Origin of the sequence: Streptomyces sp. NPDC051020 (genome assembly GCF_040683105.1) — a bacterium.
GTDB lineage: Bacteria > Actinomycetota > Actinomycetes > Streptomycetales > Streptomycetaceae > Streptomyces.
The window spans coordinates 38,374-56,680 of the sequence record NZ_JBFBCG010000039.1 but is presented as its reverse complement, the minus strand read 5'-3'; the positions used below and the strand labels follow the sequence as shown (position 1 = coordinate 56,680).

The 18,307-nt window shown below is 71.1% G+C and carries 13 protein-coding genes; 3 read left to right on the top strand and 10 right to left on the bottom strand.

Features of this window, described 5'->3' with window-relative positions:
• Window positions 1–88 precede the first annotated feature (88 nt).
• Both rpmA and rplU read right to left on the bottom strand, forming a co-directional pair.
• Window positions 89–346 (bottom strand): 50S ribosomal protein L27, encoded by a 258-nt coding sequence (rpmA, locus tag AB0N06_RS21820; RefSeq protein WP_116211787.1) that lies wholly within the window; start codon window positions 344–346, stop codon window positions 89–91.
• Between the two features lie 14 nt (window positions 347–360).
• Window positions 361–681, bottom strand: a complete 321-nt coding sequence (gene rplU, locus AB0N06_RS21815; protein ID WP_042812502.1) for a 50S ribosomal protein L21 — start codon at window positions 679–681, stop codon at window positions 361–363.
• Window positions 682–1,025: 344 nt separating this feature from the next.
• On the opposite strand from rplU, the gene AB0N06_RS21810 reads away from it, so the two are divergent.
• The 3 genes from AB0N06_RS21810 to AB0N06_RS21800 are packed head-to-tail and all read left to right on the top strand — an operon-like array spanning window position 1,026 to window position 4,490.
• Window positions 1,026–2,303 carry a hypothetical protein gene (locus tag AB0N06_RS21810; protein ID WP_366136342.1) on the top strand — a complete coding sequence of 426 codons (1,278 nt, stop codon included), beginning with the start codon at window positions 1,026–1,028 and terminating at the stop codon, window positions 2,301–2,303.
• Window positions 2,278–3,879, top strand: a complete 1,602-nt coding sequence (locus AB0N06_RS21805) for a glycosyltransferase (RefSeq protein ID WP_366136341.1) — start codon at window positions 2,278–2,280, stop codon at window positions 3,877–3,879. Before AB0N06_RS21810 ends, AB0N06_RS21805 begins: the two co-directional genes overlap by 26 nt.
• Window positions 3,876–4,490 carry an acyltransferase gene (locus tag AB0N06_RS21800; protein WP_366136340.1) on the top strand — a complete coding sequence of 205 codons (615 nt, stop codon included), beginning with the start codon at window positions 3,876–3,878 and terminating at the stop codon, window positions 4,488–4,490. The genes AB0N06_RS21805 and AB0N06_RS21800 overlap by 4 nt, the downstream gene beginning before the upstream one ends.
• Window positions 4,491–4,557: 67 nt before the next feature.
• On the opposite strand, the gene AB0N06_RS21795 is transcribed toward AB0N06_RS21800, so the two are convergent.
• The 8 genes from AB0N06_RS21795 to AB0N06_RS21760 form a co-directional block, all read right to left on the bottom strand.
• Entirely contained in the window at window positions 4,558–5,841 is a 1,284-nt protein-coding gene (locus AB0N06_RS21795) for a nucleotide sugar dehydrogenase (protein WP_366136339.1), read from the bottom strand.
• A 5-nt stretch (window positions 5,842–5,846) separates the two neighbouring features.
• A complete protein-coding gene (locus tag AB0N06_RS21790) occupies window positions 5,847–7,490 on the bottom strand; it encodes a glycosyltransferase (protein ID WP_366136338.1) in 1,644 nt (547 codons plus the stop codon).
• Window positions 7,487–9,064 carry a glycosyltransferase family 4 protein gene (locus tag AB0N06_RS21785; protein ID WP_366136337.1) on the bottom strand — a complete coding sequence of 526 codons (1,578 nt, stop codon included), beginning with the start codon at window positions 9,062–9,064 and terminating at the stop codon, window positions 7,487–7,489. The genes AB0N06_RS21790 and AB0N06_RS21785 overlap by 4 nt, the downstream gene beginning before the upstream one ends.
• The gene (locus AB0N06_RS21780) at window positions 9,054–10,073 is read right to left on the bottom strand and encodes a Gfo/Idh/MocA family oxidoreductase (RefSeq protein ID WP_366136336.1); all 1,020 of its coding nucleotides are present in this window, start codon (window positions 10,071–10,073) and stop codon (window positions 9,054–9,056) included. The genes AB0N06_RS21785 and AB0N06_RS21780 overlap by 11 nt, the downstream gene beginning before the upstream one ends.
• On the bottom strand, window positions 10,070–11,188 hold the full coding sequence (locus AB0N06_RS21775; protein WP_366136335.1) for a DegT/DnrJ/EryC1/StrS family aminotransferase: 1,119 nt from the start codon (window positions 11,186–11,188) through the stop codon (window positions 10,070–10,072). The genes AB0N06_RS21780 and AB0N06_RS21775 overlap by 4 nt, the downstream gene beginning before the upstream one ends.
• Window positions 11,189–11,551: 363 nt before the next feature.
• Complete coding sequence (locus AB0N06_RS21770) at window positions 11,552–15,790, bottom strand: Rne/Rng family ribonuclease (RefSeq protein ID WP_366136334.1); 4,239 nt, start codon at window positions 15,788–15,790, stop codon at window positions 11,552–11,554.
• Window positions 15,791–16,022: 232 nt separating this feature from the next.
• Window positions 16,023–16,805, bottom strand: a complete 783-nt coding sequence (locus AB0N06_RS21765; protein WP_366136333.1) for a TIGR03936 family radical SAM-associated protein — start codon at window positions 16,803–16,805, stop codon at window positions 16,023–16,025.
• Window positions 16,806–16,928: 123 nt separating this feature from the next.
• On the bottom strand, window positions 16,929–18,158 hold the full coding sequence (locus AB0N06_RS21760) for a hypothetical protein (protein WP_366136331.1): 1,230 nt from the start codon (window positions 18,156–18,158) through the stop codon (window positions 16,929–16,931).
• Between the last annotated feature and the right edge of the window lie 149 nt (window positions 18,159–18,307).

Below are 18,307 nucleotides of genomic sequence, written 5' to 3'. Positions count from 1 at the left end.
TCACAGGAGAAACACGCGAAAGGCGGACCCGCTTCCCGTACGGGAAGTGAGGTCCGCCTCCGCAGAAACCGCTCGACGAGCGCCGAAATTACTCGGCGATCGGAACGATGTTCACGACCTTGCGGCCACGGTGGGTGCCGAACTGCACCGCACCAGCGGCGAGCGCGAACAGCGTGTCGTCGCCGCCACGGCCGACGCCCGTGCCCGGGTGGAAGTGGGTGCCGCGCTGGCGGACCAGGATCTCACCGGCGTTGACGGCCTGGCCGCCGAAGCGCTTGACGCCGAGCCGCTGAGCGTTGGAATCGCGCCCGTTCCGGGTGGACGATGCGCCCTTCTTGTGTGCCATGTCTCCTCAGTCCCTTACTTCGCAGCCGCGGGGATACCGGTGACCTTGATCGCCGTGTACTGCTGACGGTGACCCTGGCGACGGCGGTAGCCGGTCTTGTTCTTGTAGCGAAGGATGTCGATCTTCGCGCCCTTGTGGTGGTCCACGACCTCGGCCTGGACCTTGATCCCGGCAAGCACCCACGGGTCGCTGGTCACGGCGTCGCCGTCGACCACGAGCAGGGTCGAGAGCTCGACCGTGTCGCCAACCTTGGCAGTGGAAATCTTGTCAACCTCAACGATGTCACCGACAGCAACCTTGTGCTGGCGGCCACCGCTGCGCACGATGGCGTACACGCGGATCTCTCTCTCACTCGGAACGGGTCCCCTGATGCCAGCCGCTCGCACAGGCCGAAACCTGCGACGATCCGGAAGGATGAGCGGCCTCTCCTGGCGGACGGATCCGCCATGAGGGATGTGCTCAGGGGTGGGCGCGCATGGAAACACGCCGAGGTGCAAGGCTACGGGGCCGCACACTTGCGGGTCAAACCGGGACCCTCGGGCCTGTCGGCCGGCTTCCGCCGGGTCGTCGCCAGGCTCCGCGGGCCCACCCGTGGAGCCTCCCCACCAGCCGAAGCACCGGGTCGGCAGCGTGCTAGTTTGTCGGTTTTGATCATTCTTTCGTATTTTCGAGGCCGTAGATGCTGCGCTCCGCCCTGCTCGGCCGCACCTGGCTGTTGCCCCTTCTGGTCTGTTCCATCTACGCGCTGACGCAGCTGACCGCCGGTTCCTCGTGGACCCTTTTCCCGGACTCGTACCGTTACGCACGCGCCGCGGAGCAGCAGCTCGGCGCCACGCGCGAGGAGGCGCACCAGATCGCGCTCAAGGCGTTCTGCACGAGTCGCGCCGACGCGGCCGCGGAGACCAGGTCCCTGGATCCGCTGGCCGATTCCGCCGACGCGGCCGACACCGGGGCATCGGGCTCCGCCGCCTGCCTGGCCCGGTGGTCGGACGCCACCGACATCACCACGGCGGACGACCGCTACCAGTCGATCTTCTCGACCCGGCCCGGGTATCCGATGCTCGCCGCTCCTTTCATCGGCGCTCTCGGCGTGCTGGACGGGATGCGCACCCTGGGCCTCGTACTGGCCCTGGCCGGTTCCCTGATGGTGCGCGGACTGCTGCGGAGCGCGGGTCTCGGCCACGTGCCGGCCGTCGTCGGGCAGATCGCTTTTCTCGTCTCGCCACTCGGCTGGTGGAGCCTGCAGGCGCTGAGCGAGGGGCTGGTCACGGTCTGTGCGCTCGGGGCGGTGTGGGGTGGTGTCCTGATGGCGCGCGGCAGGCGGCTGTCCGGTGTGCTGCTGTTCACCGGCGCCCTTGCCGCGTGCGCGGTGACGCGCTACTCGACGGCTCTGCTGCTGGCCGCCCTGATCGCGGCCGCGGCGCTCACCTCCTGGCTCCTGCGCCGCTCCCGGCACGATCTCCTCCTCGCCGGTGCGGCCACCGGATGCGCCGTCGTCGTGCAGCTGGCCATGAACCTGCTCGGCCTGCCGTCCTCCGAGGTCACGCTCCAGGACACCTTCACTCGTCATTTCCGCTCGCCGGACGTGCCCGACCCGTGGGCCCGGCTGACCGACCTCAATCTGCAGTACTGGAGCCACTGGTTCGCAGAGCAAGCCGCGATGCCGTTCTTCCTGGTGGCCCTGGTGGTCTCGCTCTGGGTGCTGATCCGTCGCGGCGGCGTCCTCGGCCCGCTCGCCTGTGCGGTGGCACTGACCGGCGTCGCTCAGGTCGCGGCTCATCCGCTGGTCCAGGAGGCTGATCGGCTCGGAGTGCTCATGTGGGTTCCGGTGACACTGGGGATTTCCCTGATCGCAGAGAGCGTTCAGGACTTTCGCCGGTTCCCGATAGGCCGTACGGTCCGAGTTCCTGCCCCAACCGTGGAGCCACAACGTGTCGACACCGCAGATCCCCGATGAATTCCTGGCCAAGGTCGCCCGCCGGGCGACCGCGCGGATGGCCCGTACCGACCGGCCGTTCCTGGCCGAGCGCATCCTGGGGGTCACCGCCCACCGGGTCCGTGACCGCAGGCTCAAGGCGGACCTGCTCGGCGCGGCGGCCGATGCGCAGCTGTCCCGGGGGCTGGTCCCACGCCATCTCGTCCAGGCGTACGGAGCCGAGCTGGCCTGCGCGGACGCGCATCTGAAGGCGGGCCGGAAGAAGGAAGCCGCCGCATCCTTCGCCAGCGCCCTCCAGCTGGCGTTCCACCGGGTCCCGCACATAGACCGGCTCCACTCGCCCCTGTCGGACGATCCGGGCGGCTTCACGGCCCGGCTACGCGCCAGTGCCACCGGCCGCGCGACAGCCGCGCCGCGCGGCCGCAAGACACCGGCCACTGCTGCGCCGACGGACCGGCCGCTGCGCCTGCTGGTGGTGACCCGGGGCAATGCCAACTTTCTCGGGCTGCTCACCGAACGTTACGCACAGCATCCCGGTGTCGAGCTCCGCACCCTGGACCTGGCCGCCGATCCCGTTCTGGCGCCACTGGCCAAGGGGCTGCAGCGGATGATCGAGCTGCCGCTCGGCGGCCAGGCCTCGTACGGCGCAAAAGTCGAAGCAGCGCTCCGTCCTCATCTGGACTGGGCCGACACCGTGTTCGTCGAGTGGTGCTCAGCGGCTGCGGCGTTCATGACGCTCGTCGATCCGGGCGCCACCCGGATCGTGGTGCGGCTCCACAAGTACGAGTCGTTCACGTACTGGCCGCACATCATGGACTTCTCCCGGGTCGACGATGTCGTCTTCATCGCCGAGCACATGCGGGAGTTGACCACCGCTGCCGTACCGCGCCTGCTCGACGCCGACGCGCCCCGGCTCCACTTCCTGCACAACGCGCTGGATCTGCGGCGCTTCGACCGGCCGAAGCAGGGTGACGTGCGGTTCACCGTGGCTCTCGTGGGCATCGGACAGATTGCCAAGGACCCGCGCTGGGCGCTGGATGTGCTCCGTCTGCTGCGCAGCCGGGACGAGCGGTACCGCCTCGTGATGGTCGGCGACGGCCTCAAACCGGGAGCGAGCGCGGCCGCGACGGCCTATCACGCGGCGCTGGAGAAGGATCTCGCCGAGCTGGAGCCGATCGGCGCCGTACACCGGCTCGGACCGACCAACGACGTGCCCGGCGTGCTCGCCGGGGCCGGGGTGATCCTGAGCAGTTCGGTGCGGGAGGGCTGCCACGTGGGGCTCATGGAGGGCGCGGCGGCCGGTTCGGTGCCGGTGGTCCGGGACTGGCCGTTCGTGGCCGGGCGGCCGCACAGCGCGCGCACTCTCTTCCCCGAGGACTGGCTCGTCACCACCCCTCAGCAGGCGGCCGAGCGCATTCTCGCCGTCACCGCGTCCGAGGAGATCCGGTCCGCTGCAGGTCTCGCCGCGTCCCGGCACGCCCTGTCCACCTGGGACTGGGAGACCGTGCGGGACGACTACGACCAGCTGCTGCTGGGCGCGGACCGGAAAGTAAGCTCACCGGTCGAGCACGCACTCCGAGAGGCAGACACATCGTGAACTACAGGGTCCAGCCCACCGCCCAGGTCGACGAGACCGCCGAGATCGGGGCAGGCAGCAGTGTCTGGGAACTCGCCCAGATCCGCGAGCAGGCCCGGCTCGGCGAGGGCTGCGTGGTCGGCCGCGGCGCGTACGTCGGTACGGGCGTCCGGATCGGTGACAACGTCAAGATCCAGAACTATGCGCTGGTGTACGAGCCGGCCGAACTCGCCGACGGCGTCTTCATCGGCCCGGCGGTGGTGCTCACCAACGACCACAATCCGCGTTCGGTCGACCCGGACGGCAAGCAGAAGCGCGGCGGTGACTGGGAGGCCGTCGGCGTGAAGATCGCCGAGGGTGCCTCGCTGGGCGCGCGTTCCGTCGCGGTGGCCCCGGTCCGGATCGGCCGCTGGGCCATGGTGGCGGCCGGCGCCGTGGTGACCAAGGACGTGCCCGACTTCGCACTCGTCGTCGGTGTTCCGGCCCGGCAGGTCGGCTGGGTCGGCCGCGCCGGTGTGAAGCTGGTGGAGTCCGCGGACGAGCCCGGGGTGTGGGAGTGCCCGCAGACCGGTGCGCGCTACCGCGAGACCGGCCCGGCCACCCTCGTCGAGGTCGCATCCGCCGAGCGGTAGATCCCCGAAACGCCCGAGAGACCCGGCCGACGCGATCGACCGGGTCCCTCGGCGCGCGTACGGCGGATCAGCCGCCGATGACGACGCGGCGGACGCCTTCCCAACGAGCCGGGTCCGTCGTGCGGCGGCCGTCGACCAGGACGCGCACGTCCGGCAGGTCGGCCGCGGCCAGTTCGCGGTACTCGGCGTGGTCGGCCTGCAGGATCGCGGCGGTGACGGTCTCGCCGGCGTGCGGCGGCAGGCCGTGGGCGGTCAGCTCCTCGGCCGTGTACAGCGGGTCGCAGACGTACGGCACCGCGCCGCGGGCCTTGAGCGCCTCGACCGTACCGTAGACGCCGGAGAAGGCCGTCTCCTTGACGTTGCCACGGTAGGCCGCGCCCAGGACGAGCACCTTCACACCGTCCAGGTCACCGTAGGCCGCCGCAAGGAGATCCACGGCGTACGACGGCATCGCGACGTTGGCTTCGCGCGCCGCGCGCACGACGGTCGCCTCCGGGTCGTTCCACAGGTACATCCGCGGATAGATCGGAATGCAGTGGCCGCCGACAGCGATCCCGGGCTGGTGGATGTGGCTGTACGGCTGCGAGTTGCAGGCCTCGATGACCTTCTTGACGTCGATGCCGGTCTTGTCGGCGAAGCGGGCGAACTGGTTCGCCAGGCCGATGTTGACATCGCGATACGTCGTCTCGGCGAGCTTGGCCATTTCGGAAGCCTCCGAAGTGCCCAGGTCCCATACGCCGTTGGGGCGCGGCAGGTCCTCGCGCGCGTCGAAGTCGAGCACCTGCTCGTAGAACTCCACACCCCGCCGTGTGGACGCCTCGTCGATGCCGCCGACCAGCTTCGGGTAGCGGCGCAGGTCGGCGAAGACGCGGCCGGTGAGTACCCGCTCGGGGGAGAAGACCAGGTGGAAGTCGTCCCCCGCGGTCAGGCCCGAGTGCTCGGCCAGCATCGGCGCCCAGCGATCGCGGGTGGTGCCGACGGGGAGCGTGGTCTCGTACGAGACGAGCGTGCCCGGTCGCAGACCGGCCGCGATCGCCCTGGTCGCCGCGTCCATCCAGCCGAAGTCCGGCACGCCGTCGGCGTCCACGAACAGCGGCACGACGACCACGACGGCATCCGACTGCGCGACCGCCGCAGTGGTGTCCGTCGTGGCCGAGAGCAGCCCGGCCCCGACGGTCTCCTTGAGCTTGACGTCGAGGTCGTGCTCGCCGGGGAACGGCTCGACCGCGGCGTTGACCAGCTCGACGACCTTCTCGTTGACGTCGGCGCCGATCACCCGGTGACCCTTGGCGGCGAACTGCACGGCCAGGGGTAGGCCGATCTTGCCGAGGGCTACTACGCAGATGTTCATGGGGGTTACTTCCTCTTGGAGAACTTGGCGCCGGTCAGCCGGGCTCGTAGCCGCGATCCCAGCGATGCCTTGGGCGGGTTGAGCGGGCGGGTGCCGACCACCACGCGCCCCTTGCTGTTGGGACGTGCCGCGGCCCGGTACGGCTCCTCCCCGCTGTGCCACTGCCGCGCCAGCGGCATCGGACGGCCGTCGGCCCGCACCGGGATCTCGTACGTCGATCCGGCTACGTCGACGTAGACACGCACCCCGCGCTTGGAGTTGCGCGGCTCCAGCGGGATCCGGGCATACAGCACAGTGGCGTTGCCGTCGGCCGCGACCTCCCGGAGGAACTCACCGGGCGCCGGGGGCAGTTGCTTGTCATCGGGCAGCCGCTGGGCGCGCGCCTTGTCGGCGCTGCCGGGCATGGCGCCTTCGGCGAGGCGTACGACGGCGGAGCCGGTGTCGCCGACGACGCCGATTCGTACCGTGGCGGTGAAGGACAGTTCGTCGCCGTCCTGTGCCCAACCGGACTCGATCAGCTCGGTCTTGTTCGCGAGCCGCCCCGGGACGCGCTCGCCGACCAGCTCGAAGCAGCGGTCCGGAAGCTCCGCACCGGCGTCGCGGAAGCCGGGGTACCGCGCGAACGCGCGGCCGTCCTCCAGGTGGAACGGCGGTGCGCCGTGCTCGGTCTCTTCGGTGATGGCACGGCAGAGTGTGTCCGTGGCACCGCTCTGGGCCAGCCGGAGCCTGGCCCGCAGCTTGACGGGCAGCGAGTCGCTCAGCTCGTCCGTCAGGTAGCTGTCCGCCAGCCGCGCGATGCCCGCGCAGACCTCGCGCCGGGTCTCCCCGTCGAGCGCCGGGAAGTCACCCTGGATGAGCTTGGACAGCTCCCAGGTGAAGTGGCGTTTGAGGAGGGCGTCCCGGTTCGGACCGGCCTCGATCAGCCCGGCCGCGTGGTCCATGATCGCCGCGGTGCAGCGCAGCCGCGCCAGGTGATCGGCGCGGTAGGTGATGTTGCTGGCGTCGCCGCGCTTCACCGCGTAGTAACAGGTGTAGTCGGCGACCACCGATATCCTGCGGGCGCGGTAGCAGGCCTCGATGGTGAACGGCTGGTCGCTGCCGACCGGCAGGTCCTCCGGGAAGCGCAGCTGGTACTTCTCCACCAGCTCGCGGCGGAAGAGCTTGGTGTTGGCCAGCGCGAACGGCAGCTCCGGCCCGTAGAGGCTGACGTCCGTGTCGTTGGCCTGGTAGAGCGTCTGGCGCACGTACCGGCCGTTGGTGCCGACCATCTTGCCGACCACGACGTCCGACTCGTTCCGGTCGGCGCAGGCGACCATCCGCTCCAGCGCTTCCTCGCCGAGGTAGTCGTCGGAGCCGATGAAGTAGACGTACCGGCCGGTGGCCAGCTCCAGCGCGCGGTTGCTCGGCGCTGCCGGGCCACCGGAGTTGGGCTGGTGGACCACCTTGACGACGTTCGGGTAGCGCTCGGCGAACCGGTCGAGTTCGGCGCCGCTGTCGTCCGTCGAACCGTCGTCGACCGCCACGACCTCAAGGCGGTCCGTACCGATGGACTGCCCTATGAGCGAATTGAGGCACTCGGTGAGGTAGGGCATGGTGTTGTACACGGCCACGACGACCGTCACATCAGGAACATCGGTTCTGAGGGTCACACGGTCACCTCGGCGGCTCTGTCGACGGATATGCGCGGACGTGCGGGAAGCAGCTTCGTGTACACCTCGTCGAGCGCCTCCGCCTGGGCCTCCCAGGTCCACTGGTCGAGCAGTCCCGGTTCGCCGTACACGTCCCGGTACTTCTTCGGTTCCGCGAGCACTGCCTTCACGGCGCGGATGTAGTCCTGGACGTCGTCGGCCTTGAAGACCTCGCCCTGACCGGTCTTGGCGGCCATGGCGCCCATCGTCTTCACATCGCTCACCACGAGCGGCAACCGCGCGTGCGAGTACTCGAAGAACTTGGTGATCAGAGCGATCTCGTGGTTCGGCCAGTGGTGGATCGGGATGACGCCGAAGTCCGCCTTCTCCAGGAAGGGCACAACCTGGTAGTGCGGTACGTAGGGCAGGATGTGCACGCGATCGGAGACACCGAGCTCCTCGGCGCGCTCCGCCAGTTCCGTCATGTACGGCGACTTCGGCCGCAGCACGATGAACGCCACATGCAGTCCGGGCAGGTTCGGCAGCGACTCGACCATGATGCCGAGGCCGCGCTGCGGGGCCGCCGCACCGCTGTAGACGGACAGCGGAACGTCCGGGCCGATCCCGCACAGCTCGCGCAGATCCGGCACCGGCTCCGCGGCCTGCTCGGGCGAGATCTCCGCGTCGGGGGCGTTCAGCACGACCGAGGGCGTCGTCGCCAGTCCGTGCCGCTCGGCCAGCATGTCCGCGAGGGTCGCCGAGACGGTGGTCACCGCGTCGGCGTACTTGGAGTACGCCAGCTCGTGCAGGCACTGGGCTACGTGCCAACGGGGGTGCGGATCCCACGGCTTGATGCCGGGCAGGAACTCGTGCGCGTCCCACACGAGCTTGACGTCCCGCTTCGCGGCGCGGGCCCGCAGCACGGCCCGTGCGCCGACGCCCAGCATGCGGAAGTCATTGGCGTGGATCAGATCGGGCTTCAGCTCGTCGATCACCTTGCCGTAGGCGAGATCGAGGTCGAGCAGGTAGGGGTCGAGCTTCCGCCAGGCCCGCCGCCCCAGCATGCGCTGCCAGAACGCCGTGGTGAACCGGTCGAGCGGGGAGTCCATCCGCTTGCGCCGCTGCTCCAGGGCATGCGTACGCCGCAGACGCACGCCGACCCAGCGGCTGACCACCTTCGCGCGGAGCCGCTCCGGGAGCAGCCTGGCCTTCGACAGTGCCGCCCCCTTGGCGCCCGCCTCGATGAGACGGATGTTCAGGTCGGCCCGCCACGCCTTCATCTTCTGCTTGCGATAGGCGGCGAGCGGTCCCGGGCGGTAGGCCAGGGGGGAGCGCAGCGGGGCGCGCCGGTACTCGTGCCGGCGCCGCTGCATCGGGTTCGGGACCTTGAGCAGCCGGACCTGGGCGTCGCCGATCATCCAGTGCTGTTCCGTCTTGCCGGGCGACTTGCCGAGCAGGATCACGTCCCAGCCGGCTTCGGCGGCCGAGCGTGATTCCTTCTGTACCCGGGAGTCACCGTTCACGCCGTTGTCGACCAGCATGACGATTCGCCCGCGGGTTCCGGCCCGCGGTGCGGGGTTGTTCTCAGACGCCATGAGCGGCCAGTTCTCCCGTGGAGGTGGTGACGGTGAGTCCGCTGCGCGCGGATTCCAGGATTGCGGCGGCGACCTCGACCGTACGAAGCCCCTCCCGCAGCGTGCAGATGTCCTGCGAGACGCCGAGCACCGCGTCGCGGAAGAGCTCGTGCTCGACCAGCAGCGGTTCGCGCTTGGGGATGGCGTACCGGATCATGTCGCCCTCGGAGACGCCGCGGAAGGCCTGGAGAGCCTCCCACTCGGTGGCCACGGCGGCGTTCGAGTGGAAGGTCAGGTCGGCGGTGAGAGTGTCGGCGATGAAGGTGCCGCGCTCGCCGGTGACGGAGGTGAAGCGCTCCTTGAGCGGGCTCAGCCAGTTGACGAGGTGGTTGACCATGCTGCCGTCGCTGAGCAGACCGGCGACGGACACCATGTCCTCGTGCGGCCGGCCGCTCTTGTGGGCGGTGTGGGCCGCGACCGAGACATAGCTCTGGCCCGTCACCCAGCTGGTCAGGTCGATGTCGTGCGTGGCGAGGTCCTTGACGACGCCCACGTCGGCTATGCGGTGCGGGAACGGGCCCTGCCGGCGGGTGACCACCTGGAAGACCTCGCCCAGCTCGCCCGCCTCCAGACGGGTACGCAGGGAGCGCAGCGCCGGGTTGCAGCGCTCGATGTGCCCGACGCCCGCGACCAGACCACGGGACTCGAAGGCCTCGACCAGACGGCGGGCCCGTTCGACCGTGTCGGCGACCGGCTTCTCGATCAGGGCGCAGACGCCGGCCTCGGCGAGCTGCAGGCCGACTTCCTCGTGCAGCGCGGTGGGGCAGGCCACCACGGCGTAGTCGATGCCGAGCGCGATCAGTTCCTCGACGGTGGACAGCACCGGAGCGCCCTGGGCCCATCCGTTCTTGTCGCCCATCGGGTCGACCACGCCGACCAGCGTCACGTTCTCCAGACCGGCCAGCACGCGGGCGTGGTGGCGGCCCATGGAGCCGAGACCGATCAGCCCGGCTCTCAGTCCTGCGGTCACTGTATTTCTCCCAGCGAGTTCACGGCCGCGACAATACGGTCCAGGTCGTCCGGCGAAAGCGACGGATGTACGGGCAGCGAGACGACCTCGGCGGCGGCGCGCTCGGTCTCCGGAAGATCCCAGTTGCGGCCGGCCTTCTGGTCGGGCTCCCAGTACGGCTTCAGCCGGTGGATCGGGGTCGGGTAGTACACGGCGTTGCCGATACCCGCCTCGTTCAGTCTGGCCATGGCGGCGTCCCGGTCACCATGCACCCGGACGGTGTACTGGTGGTAAACGTGGCGTGCACCTTCGGCGACGGGCGGGACCGTCACATTGGCCGCGGTGATGTGCCGGTCGAGGTAAGCGGCGTTGGCACGGCGCTGCTCGGTCCAGCCGAGCACCTTTCCGAGCTGTACGCGGCCGACGGCGGCCGAGACGTCCGTCATCCGCATGTTGGCGCCGACGATCTCGTTGGCGTACCGCTGCTCCATGCCCTGGTTGCGCAGCAGCCGCAGGGTCCGCGCGACCTCGGCGTCGGCGGTGGTGATCATGCCGCCCTCGAGCGAGTGCATGTTCTTGGTCGGGTAGAAGCTGAACGTGCCGCCGGATCCGAAGGCGCCGACGGGCGTGCCGTTCAGGGCCGCGGCGTGTGCCTGGCAGGCGTCCTCGACGACGGCGAGGCCGTGCTTGGTCGCGATCGCCATCAGCGCGTCCATCGCCGCCGGGTGCCCGTAGAGATGAACGGGCATGATCGCGGCGGTGCGCGGGGTGATGGCGGCCTCGACGGCGGCCGGGTCCAGACCGAAGCTCCCGGGCTCGATGTCGGCGAAGACGACGTCGGCCCCGGTCAGACGCACCGCGTTGGCCGAGGCGGCGAAGGAGAACGACGGGACGACGACCTCGTCGCCGGGGCCGATGCCCAGAGCGAGCAGCAGGAGGTGCAGCGCGGAGGTGCCGGAGTTGACGGCGACGCAGTGGCGTCCGTCGACCAGCTCCGAGAAGCCCTCCTCGAAGGCGGCCACCTCCGGCCCCTGGACCACGCGGCCGCTGCGCAGTACGCGCACCACCGCTTCGATCTCTTCCTCACCGATCACCGGCCGGGCAGCGGGGACAGGTCCCCGAGTGTCGCTCGACATGGGCATCCTCCTTGAACAGCGCAAGAGCTTGATCGGCGAGGGCTTTGAGGCGTGCGGATGTCCGGGGGGACCCCTACGCCCGGCACATAACCGATGGTGTACCAATGCATTACGGACAAAATCTGCCATTCCCTACGGAATTGGTTCGCGCAGGGAATGAACGACTGCTTCGCCCTGGCTGGGCCAGGCCACCGCCAGGAACAGGGCTTTTCCAGAAAGACCTCCCCCGGCACAGCCGCGTCACATTATCAGGCTTTTCACCGAGGGTTTCGTCCGGGTTAAGGGTCACGAAAGGGCCCGAACGACGAGGTGCGGCCCTCCCGTGAGAGGACCGCACCTCGTCGATCACCTTCTGCCCGTCGGTCAGCCTTCGGTGTCGGCCGAGACGCCCGCCGGCGACGACTGCTCCGCGGCGACCGTCTTCTTCGCCACCTTCTTGGCCGTCGTCTTCTTCGCGGCGGTCTTCTTGGCAGCCGTCTTCTTGGCGACTGTCTTCTTGGCGACCGTCTTCTTGGCAGCCGTCGCCTTCTTGACGGTCTTGCGCGCCGTCTTCTTCGCCGGGGCCTCGGTCTCCGCGGCTTCCGCGGCCTCCGCGGCCCCGACTGCGGCGGCGACCGGCTCCGCGTCAGGCTTCGGCTCGGTGGAGCCGGTCACCACGACGACTTCGGCGCCGTCCGCACCCGCGGGCGATCCCGCGGGGGCGGTGACCTTGCGGGTCACCCGGCGCCGGGCGCGCGGCGGGGCGGCCGGAGCGGCCACCTCCTCCGGCTGCGGCGCCTCGGCCACCGGGGCCTCGGCCACCACGTCCGCGACGGACAGCGGCGCTTCGACCGGCGCGACCTGCTCGGCCGGGGCCGGCGATCCCGCCGGAGCAGTGGCCTTACGGGTCGCCCGGCGGCGCGTACGGCCCTGCGGCGCCTCGGCCACGGGGGCCTCGACAGCCACCGGGACCTCGACGGCCGGCTCGGGCTCGACGACCGGCTGGGCCTCGGCGACCGGCTCCGGCTCCACGACCGGAGCGGGCGCCGGTGCGGACCTCGGAGCGCCGGCCGGGGCCGTTGCCTTACGGGTCGCACGCCGGCGGCCACGGCCACGCGAGGCAGCCGCCTCGGCCTCGGCCGGGCTGCTGTACAGCTCCTCGTCCGGTACGAACTCCGGCTCGGGGAGGGCCACCGGGGCTGCGACCTCCGCAGCCACCTCGGCCTCGGTCTCCACCTCCGCCTCGACATGCTCATGGTCGACGAGGTGCTCGTGCTCGGGCTGCTCACCGGCACCACCCCGGCCGCGCTTCTTGGCCCGCTTGCCGTTGCCACCGCCACCGATCGAGCTCGGCTGCTCCATGTGCACGATCACGCCGCGCCCATTGCAGTGAACGCAGGTCTCGGAGAACGACTCCAGCAGCCCCTGGCCCACCCGCTTGCGGGTCATCTGGACCAGGCCCAGCGAGGTGACCTCGGCGACCTGATGCTTCGTACGGTCGCGTCCCAGGCACTCCAGCAGGCGCCGCAGCACCAGGTCGCGGTTGGACTCCAGGACCATGTCGATGAAGTCGATGACGACGATGCCACCGAGGTCGCGCAGCCGCAGCTGACGCACGATCTCCTCGGCCGCCTCCAGGTTGTTCCTGGTGACGGTCTCCTCGAGGTTGCCGCCCTGACCGGTGAACTTGCCGGTGTTGACGTCGACGACGACCATCGCCTCGGTCTTGTCGATCACCAGCGAACCGCCGCTGGGCAGCCAGACCTTCCGGTCCAGCGCCTTCATCAGCTGCTCGTCGATCCGGTACGTCGCGAAGATGTCGACCTCGGAGGTCCACCTCGACAACCGGTCCGTCAGGTCGGGGGCGACATGCGCGACGTAACCGTGGATGGTCTGCCACGCGTCGTCACCGCTGACGATGACCTTCGAGAAGTCCTCGTTGAAGATGTCGCGGACGACCCTGACGGTCATGTCCGGCTCGCCGTAGAGCAGCGTCGGCGCGCTGGCGCTGCCGTTGCTCTTCGACTTCTTCTGGATGTCCTCCCACTGCTGCTGCAGCCGCTCGACATCACGGCGCAGCTCGTCCTCGCTCGCACCCTCGGCCGCGGTACGGACGATGACGCCCGCGTCCTCGGGGACGATCTTCTTGAGGATGGTCTTCAGCCGGGCGCGCTCGGTGTCGGGCAGCTTGCGGCTGATGCCGGTCATGGAGCCCTCGGGCACATAGACCAGGTAGCGGCCGGGCAGCGAGACCTGACTGGTCAGGCGGGCACCCTTGTGGCCGATCGGATCCTTCGTCACCTGGACGAGAACGGACTGGCCGGACTTCAGCGCGGTCTCGATCCGGCGCGGCCCGTGGGCCATGCCGAGCGCCTCGAAGTTGACCTCACCGGCGTACAGGACGGCGTTGCGCCCCTTGCCGATGTCGACGAAGGCGGCCTCCATGGACGGCAGTACGTTCTGCACCTTGCCCAGGTAGACGTTGCCGACGTAGCTGGTGGCCTGCTCCTTGTTGACGTAGTGCTCGACGAGCACGTTGTCCTCGAGGACACCGATCTGGGTGCGGTCGCCGTTCTGGCGGACGACCATCACGCGATCGACGGCCTCACGGCGGGCCAGGAACTCCGCCTCGGTGATGATCGGGACGCGGCGGCGGCCCTGCTCACGGCCCTCACGGCGACGCTGCTTCTTCGCCTCCATACGGGTCGAGCCCTTGATGGACTGGACCTCGTCGAAGCCGGTGCCGGGCTCGCGCTCGGCCGCTTCCTTCCCACGCCGTTCCCGCGGCTCGCGGACCTTGACGACCGTACGCTCCGGGTCGTCCGTGCCGGGCTCGGCCTCCGGCGACACGTCACCACTGCGACGGCGGCGACGACGACGGCGACGGCTGCTGCTGGAACCGGAGGCGGCCGCCTCGTGGTCCTCTTCCTCCTCCTCGTCGGCCTCGTGACCGCGCTCGTGCTCGTCCTCGGACGTGTCGGCGGCGTGCTCGTCGGCGGGCTGCTCCGCGGCTTCGTCCGCCTCGCTGGGCTCACCGCGGCGACGGCGACGGCCACCGCGGCGGCGACGACGCGAAGGACGGTCCCCGTACTCGTCCGACTCCTCGCCCTCGTGCTCGGCTTCGCCCTCGGCCTCCGCCTCGAGCTCCTCCTCGGCCTGCTCCTCCACCGGGGCGGCAGGGGCGGGCGCCCGGTCGGCGACCGGCTCGGCCTCGACGGCCTCGCCGCGACGGCGGCGACGGCGACGGGAACCGGGCTGCGGTGCGGCCTCGGCGGCCGGAGTCACCTCTTCGGCCGACGGGGTCTCCTCGGCCGTCTCGATCTCTTCCTCGGCCTCGTCGTAGTACGCGGGACCGGCAGCCGCAGCGGCGGCAGCGGCGGTCTCCGGGGTCTGGAACATCGGCTCGGCGAAGACCGGCGCCTGGAAGACGGCCACGGCGGGACGCGTCGCCCGACGGCTCTCGCGGGCGGGCTCCTCGACGGTGCCGGTGAACTCCGGCCGGCCTGCGGGGGCAGTGACCCGGCGGCGCTGACGGCCACGCGGCGCGGCGGCCTCGGTCTCCTCCTCCGGCTCGGCAACCGGTTCCGCGGCGGCCTCGGTCTCGACCACGGCCTCCACAGGCGCCACGGGCTCGACGATCTCGGCGGCCTGCGGGGCACCCGCGGGCGAGGTGGCCTTGCGGGAGGCCCGACGACGACCGCGCGGGGCAGCCGGCTCGGCAACCTCTGCGGTCTCTGCGGTCTCGGTGACGTGTGCGGCCTCCGCGGCCGCCACGGGCTCGACGATCTCGACGGCCTGCGGGGCACCCGCGGGCGAGGTGGCCTTGCGGGAGGCCCGACGACGGCCGCGCGGGGCAGCCGGCTCGGCAACCTCTGCGGTCTCGGTGACCTGTACGGCCTCCGCGGCCGCCACGGGCTCGACGATCTCGACGCTCGTCGTGTCGCCCGACACGGGCTGCGGGGCACCCGCCGGAGCGGACGCCCGGCGGCGGGTACGGCCACGCGGGGCGGCGGCCTCGACGGGCTCGGCGACGGGCGCCTCGACCGGAGCGGCGGTCTCGACGACCTCAGCGGCCTGCGGGGCACCGGCCGGAGCCGTGGCCTTGCGCGTCGCCCGACGACGCGCACGCGGCGCCGGAGCGGCCTCAGTGGGCTCTGCGGCCTCGGCGGGCGCAGCAGCCTCGGGGGTCTCCTCGGTCTTCGGCGCACCCGCGGGAGCGGTCGCCTTGCGCGTCACCCGACGACGCGCACGCGGCGCCTCGACGGCCTCGGCGGGAGCAGCGGCTTCGGCAGGCTCCTCCACCTCGACGGCCTCGACGGGCTCGACGACCTCGGCGGCCTGCGGGGCGCCCGCGGGAGCGGTCGCCTTGCGGACCGCGCGGCGGCGGGTACGCGCCGGCGGCGCGGCCTCCGCCTCGGCGGCAGCGGTGTCGGACGCTTCGGCGTCAACGGCCGGTATGGCCGGCGCGACTGCCTCGGCGGCTTCCGCGCCCTTGGCACCCGCCGACGGCGGGCCGGCCGGGCGGGACGCTGCACGGCGCCTACGGCGCGGCGGCAGCTTGTCGCCGGGGGCGTTGTTCTCTTCGGCGTTCCCGGTCGTACCGGGTTCGATCGGTTCGAGCATGCGGGCGGTTCTCCCGTCACGCTCCCGGGCGCCGCGCCTGATTCCGGTCCGACACGGTCCGCATGCAGAACGCGGTACCGCCGTCCGGGGCGCGGGCGCCGCACGGGAGCTGAATGTCTGGCTCGCCGGTTCCGTCCGCGATGTGCGTACGGCCTGGCGAAAGTCTTATGGGTCAGCGCGCGGCCCGGCCCAGGTGGCTCCCGAGCCCGAGGGCTGCGCTACAACGACCGCCTTACGCGGAACCTGCACCTTCCGGCGCCGTCGCGACAGCGGTCCCGGTGGCCGTGGATGGCACGGCTGGGGCTGCCTCGCGGTCGGGCGCGAGCGGGTCGGTCACCGTGCCGGACTCCTCGTCGAAGAGCCCCTGCGCCAGCCTGGTCACCGCTGCGGGGACCGGCGGCGCCAGGTCGGCCACAACGCGGAGACCGGACAGGACGTCGTCAGGTCGCACGGCAGGTGTCACGTGCCGAACAACCAGCCGCAGTATCGCACAGGGCTTGTCCCCCGGCCTATCAGCGCCGGGATCGACGGCCTCGAGACCGGCGACGGCCGCGCGGGCGTCGAAGGTCCGCATGCCGTTCTTCGTACGGCGCTGGACCTCGACGGTCTCGGCGCCGAGGAATCCGGCGACGGCCTTCTCGGCGTCCTCGAAGGGGACCCCGTCGAGCCGCATCTCCCAGACGGAGGCGGTCAGCCGGTCGGCGAGACCCGAGGTCCGGGCCTCCACCGCGTCGGTGATGTCGAGACCGTCCGGGAGCGACGTGTCGAGCAGTGTGCGCAACGTGTCGGGGTCCCGCGGCTCGGTGAGGGCGATCTCCAGGAACTCGGCCTCGCTGCCCGTGCCGGTGGGTGCGGCATTGGCGTACGAAACCTTGGGGTGCGGGGTGAAGCCCGCCGAGTAGGCCATGGGCACCTCGGCGCGCCGCAGCGCCCGCTCGAACGCGCGCTGGAAGTCGCGGTGGCTGGTGAACCGGAGGCGGCCGCGCTTGGTGTAGCGCAGTCGGATGCGCTGCACCGCCGGTGCGGGCGGCGGGCCTTCGGGCTGTCGCTTGCCCAGTGGTTCTTCTCCTCGGTGCGGAGCGGACGCGGTGGCACGCCGCCCTCGAAATACGGGTGGCCCGGGGGTGTCCGGTCCGGCTCACCCCTGCTTGCGCAGGGAGATCTCGGGTTCGGGCGCCGCGCTGGGCACAGTCGTTGTACTACCCAGAGTACGCGCAAGGCGGCCCACCGGTTCCCGGGGCTCGGGGACCGGGCCCCCGCCGACCAGTGCGCGCCACGCGTCGCGGCGGGCCTGCCGCACGCTCTCGCGTGCGGTGCGCAGCACACTGCGGGCCGCACGTCCCGCCTCGACCGCGGCGCGCTTGGCGGGGGCCCAGACCGCGTCGCGCACGACATGGCCGACCGGGGCGCACACCGTGCGGTAGACCCAGGCCATCGGGGCTCCGATGAGATGCCACGCCAGCCAGGCAAGGCCGCGGCCGACGGCCCGGGAGATGTGTCCGGCGATACGCCAGGCGACGCCGATCGCCGCGGCGATCTCGCGGCCGACCGGGGAGAGGACCCGCAGGTACAGCCAAGCGACGGGGGCGACGAGCAGCGTCCCGACCAGCCGGCCGGCTGCCGCCCCCAGCCCCCGCGCGGCCGCGACGACGCTGCTCGCCACCACGTCGGCCAGCCAGGCGATGCCGCGGCCGAGCGGGGTGAGCAGCGCCCGGTACGTCCAGGCCAGTGGCGCCACGACGAGGTGCTCCACCAGCCGGCCGACGGCGACCGCGAGCGGCACCAGGACATACCGCCACGCCCCGACCACCGGCCACACGAAGACAGCGGTGAGCACCCAGCCGATGCCGGCGGCGAGGCCCCGTCCCGCGGGGGTGAGCAGCTTGCGGTACACCCATCGCAGCCCGTGCCCGACCGGAGTGAGCACCCACTCGTACAGCCGGACCAGCGGCGCCACGATCCCGTACCGGACCACGGGCACGACCACATACCGCCACAGCGCCACCCACGGCCACACGAAGACGGCCGCGCCCAGCCACAGCAGCCCCTGCCCGACCACGGCGGCCAGCCACCGCAGCCCGTGCCCGAGCGGGGTGAGGACCGACTCGTACAGCCGGACCAGCGGGACGACCACGAGCACCCTGCCCAGCCAGGACAGGGCCCGTCCCAGGGGGCGCAGCAGGACCCGGTCGGCGGCACGGGCGGTGGCGACGAGCGCGTCCCAGACCATCCGTACGGGCAGGGCGACCACCAGCACCACGATCCGCACCGGAATCCTGATGAACGTGGTCAGGCAGCCGTCGCCGGTTTCGTAGTGCGCGGGTGCCTGATGCCTGCCGTACACGCGGGGCTGCTTCTCCTGGTCCATGGCAAACAGGACGCAAAAGGCCCGGCCCGGGGTTTCCCGGGCCGGGTCTTCGTCATCGAGCTGTCACCCGAAGGGTGACGTCCGGTGCGACGTGACGACCGGTGTTACTTGACGACCGTCAGCGGAAGCAGCTTCTTGCCGGTCGGGCC